Raw genomic sequence first — 10340 nt, 5'->3', positions numbered from 1 at the left:
AGATCACTTCAAAAATGCCCGCACCTCATCCAATAAATCATCGCTCATAAAATCCCCTTTCTGCATCAGTGTTTGAATGTGACCGCGTAAACGTTCTTTTTCTCCGGCGCTTAGTTCTTTGGCGGTAATGACGATGATCGGTATTTCCGCCGTACCGGGATCAGACTTCAAGGCTTCCATCACCGCAAATCCATCCATTTCCGGCATCATCAAATCCAGAATGACCAGATTGGGCCGCTGAGTACGGATCAGTTCAACGGCTTCAAGGCCGTTACCGGCTTCAAGTAGTTCGTAGTCTCCCTGAGATTGCAATATTCTGCGAATGAGGCGGCGAACGTCCGGGTTATCATCCACGATGGCGATACGCGGGAAGCGGTCAATGGCAACTTTGCTGAGGGCAGCCAGCAAACCTTCTTCAGCGCTTTCCTCCATTTGTTCCGAAGGCAGGACAACATCTTTCGACCAGCCTTCGCCCAGAATGTTGCGCTCAATTGGCATGGTGTGACCGCTGACATTGATGACCACACTTTCCTGGGGGGTAATTTGACCGGCGCGTACCAGCTTAATCAACCCTGCTACTGCCACACCGGCTGCCGGTTCTACCGAAAGCCCTTCCATCTTTGCCAAAAAGTGCATGGCGCGGAAGGCTTCCTGATCGCTGACCATTTCAAAAGTTCCCCCGGTTTGTAGGATATGATTTCGCAGGATGGTGTAGGTGCGGCCGGGGTCACCGGTTGCCAGTGTCGCAATCAGGGTGTGGGGTGATCGCACCGGGGCGGCAGTATCCAACCCCTGCCGCCAGGCGTGAACCATGGGGGCACAGCCTTCCACCTGAATGACCGCAATTTTGGGAATGCGCTCGATGATTCCCATGCAGTAAAGTTCTTCAAAGCCTTTATAAACACCCAAAGGCCCCATTCCACCGCTTACGGATTGAATGTACCAATCGGGAGTTTTCCACGGTAAAACAGTCAGACCGTTGGTTGGTTGCAGTGAATTGCCTTTTTGGGTGGTAAACTGCTCGGCAATTTCAAAAGCAATGGTTTTCATGGATTCGACGCTGGTGATGCTTTTAGCGCCGGCATCCAGGTATAACCCCCGCTGGTGGGCAAACTCAGCCGCTACCTGCTTTGCCTGATCGTAAGAGCCGGTGACCTTGATCACCTGTGTGCCATAAAGGGCTACTTCGCGCATTTTAGCGGCCGGTACCAGACTGGTGAGAAATGCCCAGAGTTTAATGCCGGCACGGGCTGCATAAGCCGAATATGCGATTGCCACATTGCCGGTGGAGGCAATAACCGCTTCTGTAATCCCCGCTTCTTTCAGGGCAGAGATTGTTACGGCTGCCTGGCGGTCTTTGAATGAGGCGGTTGGGCCTTGCCGCTCATCTTTGAGGTAAAGGTTTGGGTGACTGAGAATCATCCCCAGATTTAACGCCCGCACCAGGGGAGTACCTCCCTCATTCAGGCACAGGTCAGGGTTAGGGTTGAGAACGGGGAGTAATTCACGGTAGCGCCAAATGTTAAAGGGACGGCGGGTAATTACGTTTGGCAGGGTTTTGGCGATTGACTCATAATCATAAACTGCTCTTCGCCAGACACTACTGCAGTTTGGGCAGGTGGATTGAATTGGGGAAAAAGGGGAATGGTGACCGCAATCCAGACATTCTACGACACAAGATAAACTCATCAACGGGTAAACCTCACTTTAAATTAAGCCTGTATGCGATGCAGAGCCTGTTCAATATGGTTCAGCAGGTCTTTTTCGCGCAGGAAGCTTTTATTCAGCATGTTCTGGCTGAAACTGGCTAACTGGTGATGCTGCTCAGGGGTCAGGTCGGCACCTGTAAGGATAATAATTGGGATATTTCGGAATTCATTGTCGGTGCGGATTTTTTCCAGCAACTGAAAGCCATCCAGTCCCGGCATGAAGAGATCCAGGATGACTGCATCCGGTATGATGGATTGAATCATTTGCAGGGCTTTTTCGCCATCGAAGGCGGCAAAGATCTCGAAATTTTTGTTCTCCGCAAGCGTTTTCTGAATTAAACGCTGATCTTCGAGCGAATCGTCCACAACCAGAATGCGATGAATGCGGTTCTGACGATTCAACCGGTAAACCGCATTGACCAGATCTTCTTGCAAGAAGGGTTTTACCAGATAGTCGGCTGCACCTAAGCTAAATCCCTTTTCTTCTTCTTCCAGAATACTGCAAATAATCACCGGAATATCCCGCGTTTGGGGGTCGTTTTTCAGGGCATGAATGACCTGCCATCCATCCACTTCCGGCATCATCACATCGAGAGTTATTGCAAAAGGTTTCAGGGACTTTGCTCTTTCAACCGCGAGCTTGGGTTGGGTAAGGGCAACCACTTTATAACCGCTGGTTTTCAAGAAGCGTTCGTATAATTTGATGACTTGTACATCGTCATCAATTGCCAGGATCACTTTTTCGGTTTTGGAAAGAATTTCATCCGATTTCAGATCACTGGTCTGTTTCGCTGGCTGTTGAACGGGCAGGGTGAAGAAAAATGCGCTTCCTTTACCGATCTCACTCCACAAAAGGCCGATTCGGCCGCCGTGTAGTTCGATGAAGGAACGGGAAATGGAAAGACCCAAGCCGGTACCGCCAGTTTTGCGGGTTGGCGAATCATCCACCTGAGAGAAGGGCAGAAACAGTTTTTCTCGGCCCTTTTCATCAATTCCCTGACCCGTATCCGTAACCACCACCATGACTTCGGGTTTATTGTCGGGGCTGAAGGACTTTTTGGCTTCAACCGTGATCGAACCGGCATCTGTGAATTTGGCGGCATTGGATATGAAATTGAGCAGAACCTGGCGGATGCGGGTGTTATCTGCAATGACTGTCGGCAAGTCAGGTTCCACAAAGTGTTTCAACTGGATGGGTTTATCCTTTACCAGCCCCACAGCAGTGGACATGACCGAGTTGACCAGATCGGCAATGTTGACTTCTTCAAATTGGAGTTCCATTTTGCCGGCTTCGATCTTGGAAAGATCCAGCACATCGTTGATCAAACCGAGTAAATGCTGACCGGAATTGTAAATCGAGGTGAGGTCCTGCCTTTGAAGGTCGTTGATTGGTCCATCAATGCCTTTGAGGATCACCCGTGAGAAGCCAATAATCGAGTTCAACGGTGTGCGCAATTCGTGACTCATATTCGCCAGGAATTGGGACTTCAGGCGGTCAACCTCGCGCATCTCCTGATAGGCTTTTTGGGCCAGTTCATAGGCGCGGGCGTTTTCAATCGCCACGGCAATCTGGTCGGCCAGAATCTGGAACACCCCCAGTTCATTTTCCTGAAACGCATTCGGTTGATTGGATTGAATATCCAGTGCTCCGATGACACGGTCGGCGATGCGCAGAGGAATACCCAGTTCCGAACGGGTATCCGGCAAATGTGGATTGGGCAGGTAAATTGGGCTTTCTAGTACATTGTTGACCATTACGGGACTACCGGTATCGGTAACCTTTCCAATGATGGAGCGCGATCCAACCGCAATTTTTTGACGGCTCTCCAGAACTTCTTTCGCACCGTGTCCACTGGCCTGTTGGATGACGGCATGAGTGCCTTCGTCATTGACCAGAAATATGGCGGTATGGTAAAAACCAAAACGCTCCCAAAGCAGATTTACGATACGGTTCAGCAATTCATCCTGAGAAAGAACGCTGGTGGTATCGCGGGCGATTTCGGCAGCGGCCTGAAGTTCAAGAGCCCGGCGCTGGGCTTCTTTGAGCAGGCGTTGTCTTTCCAATGCTACGGCTACACCACTGCTGGCAACATTCAATACCCGCACCTCTTCCAGGTCGAAACTGGCTGGTTGACTGGAAGTAACTGCCAGCAAACCCACAATTTTGCCTGCACTGAACAACGGCACAAAAATACCAGCAGCTACGCCCATCAGGATCAGGGTTTGTTTGGAAACAGGGTCAAGTCTGCTGTTTTCGAGATGATTCAACAGGATGGGTTCTTCGCGTAATTCCTTAAGTATCGACAAATGGGTGACGGATTGACGCACTCCAGTCAATTCCGATGAACCGGCAACTGAGGCACTGGCAACAATCTCAAACTCGACTGGAATGCCATCCTGATCGTTGTAAATCTGGATGATGGCTACTCGTTCTGCTTGAGCCGGGAGGATTTCAGTCATCACCAGATCTACCAGATCGCTGGCATCCCCTGCCTGTGCAATTCCGCTGCTAATGCGGTAATACAATTCAGTTTCAGCCAGAGCCGCCTGGGTTTGTTCAAAAAGCCGCATGTTTTCAATAGCGGTTGCCATCTGATCCACGAGGGGGGGGAAGGTACGCATTTCACGGATGGTGAAGTAATGCAGCCCTTCTGAAAGAAAGAGCAGTGCGCCCAATTGTTTGCGGGCCGCCCACAGCGGTAATACGGCAATGGAGCGCACCTTCAATTCTTCCAAAGCAGAACGCGTAGCAGGTAAAATGTTCAGATCATAAATATCATTGTAAAAAGCAGGGGTTTCAATCAAAATCAATGGATTAAAAATAGCGTATTCCAGTTCTGAATCAATTGCCGGGGGAGGAGTGCCTCTTCCTGAGTGCCATGTTGCAGCAATGCGCAGCTGAGGATTGCTCAATTGATCGGTTTGTTCAAAGAGAACCAGCACGATTCGGTTGATCTTCTCGTCAGTGATCCCACCGGCAATTGCCCGCACCATTTCGTGATAATCTCCCGCCAGAGCCAGATTATGACTGATTTTATAAAGTGTTTCGGTTTCATCCAGCGAGGAGCGCAGTTGTTCCAGCAAGTCTTGACGGACAAAGGTGTTGGCTAAGGCATCTGCAGCCACCTGAAGAACGCCAATTTCATCATTTTTCCACTGTCGCGGGGTTCTTTCCTCTAATGCGATGAAGCTGGGAATATCGCGGTTGCCCGGTACTGCCAGTAACAGCATGGACTGAATCCCGCGCTGACGCAAAAACTCGCGTTCACGCCCCTCGAAATCTTCCGGTTGTCCAAAACACCAGCCTTTTTCTTTGAGGGTGGCTGCCCAGTTGGGAAACAAAGCAGCGGAAAGCGGCTGCCGTACAACCAGTTCTGAACCGGGGCGTATTTCAGGGGCAATCCAATGATCGGTAGCGATCCAGTGCAGCCCCTGTTCATCTTCGCGGGCGCTGGCAAAGTAAATATAATCGCATTGGGCAGCGTCACCCAGATAACTCAGCATGTTGGGAATGCCGCGAACGCCGCTTTCGGTCAGGGTAGCAACCGCCTGAGCAACATTCGCCTGATAGCGTTCGCGTTTTTCAATGGCTTGCAGGGCGGTGGTAACTTCTTGAAAGAGATTGGCGTTAGCAAGGGCAATGGCAACCTGCGAAGCAATGGTTGAAAGAAGGTCTGCCTGAATTTCGGTAAAGAAAGCAGATGGATCAAATTCCTGCAGGTAAATGACCCCCATTGCTCTTTCTGCGGTCACCATAGGGACGGCAAGCAAGGCTGCGGGGATGGGTTGTTCGGCGATGATTCCCTTTGCTGCAAAGGTGCCTGCAACATCCTGGTTAATGCGCAGGACTTCCCGGCTGCGGATGACATAACTGATGGGATCATGACCTAGGGGTCTGGCGGGTAGTGATTGAGATTGTGAATCAATGGTGTGTACCGGGAAAGTCAGTGCGTGTTGGTCGGCTTCCAGCATTGCGATGGTCAGGTTGCGGCAACCCATTAACTGTACAAGCGCTTGTTGCAGGGTGGCGATGATTTGCTCTTTATCGGTCAAACGGGAAATTTGCTGACCGATTTCATTGAGAGCGGCAAGGTCTTTGTTGCGCCGTAAAATTTCCTGTTCGGCGCGCACCCTTTCGTTTAATTCTTGTTGAACAGCAGCGTACAGCTCGGCATTTTCCATTGCCAGACCAAGTTGGTTGGCCACTTCCTGAACCAGTAATAATTCTTCCTCGCTCCATCGGCGTTCGTGATCATCGGCCATAATTTCAAGGATGCCGATTTCCTGTTGCCGCTTGTGCAACGGCATCCTGATAATTCCCGGATGTTCGAGAACAGATCTTGGGCGAGATTTAACGGATGGAGGCGAAACTTTCTTAACTTTCGGTTGAGGATGAGCCGCTGGAACTTTCTTCTCCGCTGTTTTTGTTTGTGTGGAAGTGTGCCTTCGTTCGAGTACTTGATTTTGTTGAGGTGAAGAGGCAGGCGGTCTGCTATCCACCAACGGCTGACTGAAACCACGATAACCAGCCTTTTCCCCGTTATTGACAGATTTTTTAAAGATTGTCAAACGGGAAGGTACAGGGCTGCCGCTTTTTGCCAGAAATACAACGCTTATATCCAACGGAAAGAGATTTTGGCTCAACGCATTTTGCAGGCTGAATATGGATTCGCTGCTCAACCCAAAACTTGAAAATGGTTGACCGATCACCTCTTCCGGGGAGTATCCCAGACAAGCCTGTAAAGTATCTTCGCAACTGGTATAACAACCGTTTTCGTCGGTTTCCCAATTCCACAGCGGTAATTCTGGCAGCAACGGTGCTTGGGGTGGGAGCTGCCCGGTGACATTTTCGGCGATATCGGCGAAGAGATTTTCAAGCCGGTTGCGCAATTGCTTTTTCGACATATTGCAGGATCTCCTGTGCTAATTCACGGTATTGCAAGGCGGAACGGCTTTTGGGGGCGTGGTAGATGATCGGCAGTCCGGCAATCGAACTTTCCCGCAGGCGGGTATCTACCATAATGACAGTTTCCAGAACACCATTGCCAAAATTGGCTCGCAGCTGCTCGCTGAGGGTGCGGTGAATGCGGTTGCGGCGGTCGAACATGGTCAGCAATAACCGATATGTAAGAGTTGGGTTGGTTTGAGCGCGAACACGGCGGATCAGACTCATCATGTTTTTCAGGGCATATATCGAAAAGTACTCCGCTTGCGTGGGTATGATGAGCAATTGCGATGCGGTCAGGGCATTGATTACCATTGCCCCTAGAAATGGCGGACAATCAAACAACACATAATCAAACGGGAGGGGGACATCGGCAAAGGCTTTTTTGAGGGTGAACTCATATTCCGGTCGAGCGGGTAAAATCCGTTCGATATAACCCAAATCATGATTGGCGGGGATGAGATAGAGGCCTGGAATACCGGTTTCCCGCCAAAGTTGATGAAGCGGGGAACCGTCGGTAACGGAACTCAGAATGGTTGCATGCCCATTTAGCGGGTCTGCTCCCAGCGCCAGGGTGAGATTGGCCTGAGAATCCAGATCGACCAGCAGCACCTGCTTGCCGGCTTCAACCAGCGCAGCCCCGAGAGAAAGGGCTGTGGTGGTTTTGGCAACCCCACCTTTTTCATTGGTAATAGAAATAAAGTATGTCATTCCTGCCTCTTCCTGCCTGAACCATTTGATCCATTATCCTGTTTTTGCGGGGATGAAGTATCCCCACTTTCTTGGGGTTGATTTGTGGCATCTTCATTGCCCTTCCAGATGACCTGTGCATGGCTGGCGTTCAAGGTGCGCTTCAATTCCTGGATGGCAATTTCGATCATCATATTCGGGTCATTGGTTGAGCGAATCTTGCTTGTGATCTCCAGTACGCGGCGCTCACGCTCAGCGCGGCGGATGGTCTTTTCTAACAGGCGTGCGTTCTCCAATGCAAGCCCAACCTGGTCTGCAACGGCTTGTATGGAGCGGATTTCTTCATCACTCCATACCCGATCGGCAATTTGATCATCTTCAATATAAATTACACCAACGGTTTCACCTCTTAGCCTGACTGGAACGGACAGAGCAGCGGGTTGATTTTCATTTGCCGGACGAACCAGCGTATCTCCCGAAAGCAAAACGCTGGAAACTTCCTGTTCTCGCATTTCTTCGAGAGCAATCAACCCGTGTGCTGTTGCACGATAGCCGATTACCGGTCGTTGGCTGGCTTCTTTGCTCCACTCCTGCTGCAGGTAAAGCCGGTGAACGCGCTGAGATTCTTCGAGGGCTTGCAGCGTCTCGGTATAAAGCCGGTTGTTGAGAATTGCGATGGCAATCTGGTCAGCCAGGATGCTGAATAGCTCGATATCTTCCTGAGTAAAGGCATTGGGGATTGTGCTTTGTACATCCAGAGCGCCGATGACTTCGTTATTTGCTTTGAGCGGCAAAGCCATCTCGGAACGGGTTTCGGGCAGGTCAGGATTGTTAAAGAAAACGGCATCCTTCCCAACGTCGGTGGCGATACGCGCTTCACCGGAACCCGTTACATAACCAACAATACCAACCTGACCGACTTTGAGGCGGTGCTGACGGGCGAGCATGCGTTTACCGCCTTCCGAGTTGGCGGCTCGCAGAACCGCGTATTCCTTTTGTTCATCCAGCAGAAAAACACCTACATGGTAGAAGCCGAACCGCTCACTGATCAGGATGGTAAGTTGATTGAGCAGACTTTCCAGTTTTTGAGTTGAAACGATGCCTCGTGCTACATCGGATACCGTCTGTAACTGACGGGTACGGTAGAGCAGGGCTTCGTTTTGTTGGGCAAGTTCCTGAGTTCTTTCCCTCACACGGTCCTCAAGGGTGTTGATCAAATTTTTCAACTGGTTGGTCATGAAGTTGAACGCCTGAGCCAGTTTCCCGATTTCATCACCAGTCTCAACCTGTGCCTGAGCCTCTAATTCACCGGAGGAAATGAGCTCGGCAGTTTGCTGCAAGCGAACAATGGGGCGGCTGAACGAACCCGAAACCACGCTGGCAATTAAACCTACCAGTCCGGCAATCAACGTGGAAATCAAGATAGATAAGCGGCCCTGCCGCGCGATCAGACCGGCAAAAGTGGTCTGCTCTCGGACAAAAACCAGATACCATGGCCTGGTTTTCAGGCGGGTAATTGCCCCAATTTCCGGGTGGTTGGGATCATCCGCATGAAATTCTGCACTGAAAAAGGGTGAGTTGAGGTAATTTTCCAGGCCAGCAGAAAGGGCAATATCATTGGTGCTCATTGCGTATAGGGGTAAATTAGGGACACGATTTGATTGAATCAGTTTTCCCATGACGTCCGATGGCAGCGGCATGATCAGTTTGTAAATGTTGTTCGGGATGAGGGTATCTGCCAGTCGTAAATAATTCTCATCGAGCAAAATCGGATAGGAACGGGCACCCACCAGATTAACTTCTTGTTGCAACAATTCCTGCAGGATCAAGGCATCAAATTTTGCGCGTAAAACGCCAATAACCTGCTGACGCTGGTTTCGGATGGGACTGGAAAAGTAGATAAATCCATTGAGATACTTTTGGTCAAAGATTACCGGTGAGGCGTAAACCTGTCCGGTGGTCACCGGCAGGGTGAAGTATTCGGATCGAGATTCGTCCTGACCAACTTGAAGAGGGTTGATATCCAAAACAGATTTGCCTTCCAAATCAATCAAGCCGTAGGAACGCAGATAACGCTGCTGGCGAGAAGATAAGGACCGTAGTGTCAGACTTGCAGCCACTTCCTGTGGACTGTTGGCGCGGTAGACGGGTGAAAGCGAAAGGTAATTCGAAAAAACTGCCAGCGATGCCTCGCTACTGATGGACTGTTTATTTTCTTCAAAAAATGTATCAACCTTTGAAGCTGTTTGCTGGGCTGCCAGTAAAAGAACCTGATTGGTTTGATTACGAAGAGCGTCCTGGAAAAAACGCGAATTGATGATGGAGATGACCAGTAAGGGGACAATGGCAATGGCAAGAGAGATGGTTAGCAGTTTAATGCGCAGTGTTGCAGATAAAACTTCCAACATCAACAGGATAATATAAACCATCAACAAGATGCCCAGCATCACCGGTAGGTACAATTCCACCTGGGGCAGCCTGATTTGGGAGAGAGGTGAAAAATTACCGGCTATGACCACTGCCAGCGCTGAAAAGAATGCCAGCGAAATACCTGTATCCCGGCGTTGACCTTCCAATGCACCGGTAACCAGAAGTGTCAAAACCAGAAACAGCAAAATGGCAAGCGGTAAGGCTACACCGGTGATCAGCGCGCTAAAAGCGATTGCAACAATTGAAATGATTGGCGAAAGCAGGTAGGCACGTTTTTCGGCTACGTTTCTCTCTGGAAAAGTGGCAGAAAACAATGATGCCAGGAAACCCGCTGCGCTAAAAAATGCGAGCGTGAAAATTTGCCAGTAAGGCTTATCGAAGGAAGTAAGCAGGAAGATAACGCTTGCCAAGCCAAAAATCACTGCAGTAATTCGCGCAATGCCGGCAGCGAACCGGTCGCGGCGGTAGGCTGGGTCAACCCCCTCTTGCGAGATTATCCGCATGATATTGCTCTGGTAACCGATGTTCATGAAACCTCCACTGGTGGATAATCCCCTTGCTGCATC

General features: G+C 50.2%; 4 protein-coding genes. All 4 read right to left on the bottom strand.

Annotated elements, in window-relative coordinates:
• Positions 1-3: 3 nt before the first annotated feature.
• Genes VAE48_RS17320 through VAE48_RS17305 form a run of 4 tightly spaced genes read right to left on the bottom strand, consistent with a single transcriptional unit; the run spans position 4 to position 10304 of the window.
• A complete protein-coding gene (locus VAE48_RS17320) occupies positions 4-1689 on the bottom strand; it encodes a pyridoxal-phosphate dependent enzyme (protein WP_322794592.1) in 1686 nt (561 codons plus the stop codon).
• Between the two features lie 23 nt (positions 1690-1712).
• Positions 1713-6614, bottom strand: coding sequence for a GAF domain-containing protein (locus tag VAE48_RS17315; protein WP_322794591.1), 4902 nt, complete (start codon positions 6612-6614; stop codon positions 1713-1715).
• Positions 6583-7365 (bottom strand): ParA family protein, encoded by a 783-nt coding sequence (locus tag VAE48_RS17310; protein WP_322794590.1) that lies wholly within the window; start codon positions 7363-7365, stop codon positions 6583-6585. The genes VAE48_RS17315 and VAE48_RS17310 overlap by 32 nt, the downstream gene beginning before the upstream one ends.
• Positions 7362-10304 (bottom strand): GAF domain-containing protein, encoded by a 2943-nt coding sequence (locus VAE48_RS17305; RefSeq protein WP_322794589.1) that lies wholly within the window; start codon positions 10302-10304, stop codon positions 7362-7364. The genes VAE48_RS17310 and VAE48_RS17305 overlap by 4 nt, the downstream gene beginning before the upstream one ends.
• Positions 10305-10340: the final 36 nt, after the last annotated feature.

This window comes from Bellilinea sp., from assembly GCF_034432615.1.
Classification (GTDB): Bacteria; Chloroflexota; Anaerolineae; order Anaerolineales; family Anaerolineaceae; genus Bellilinea.
The sequence above is the reverse complement of the archived record's forward strand: the minus strand, read 5'-3'. Positions and strand labels throughout refer to the sequence as shown.

Coding starts and splice junctions, on each gene's coding strand:
- VAE48_RS17320 (WP_322794592.1), bottom strand. CDS start 1,689: ATGAGTTTATCTTGTGTCGTAGAATGTCTGGATTGCGGTCACCATTCC.
- VAE48_RS17310 (WP_322794590.1), bottom strand. CDS start 7,365: ATGACATACTTTATTTCTATTACCAATGAAAAAGGTGGGGTTGCCAAA.
- VAE48_RS17305 (WP_322794589.1), bottom strand. CDS start 10,304: ATGAACATCGGTTACCAGAGCAATATCATGCGGATAATCTCGCAAGAG.
- VAE48_RS17315 (WP_322794591.1), bottom strand. CDS start 6,614: ATGTCGAAAAAGCAATTGCGCAACCGGCTTGAAAATCTCTTCGCCGAT.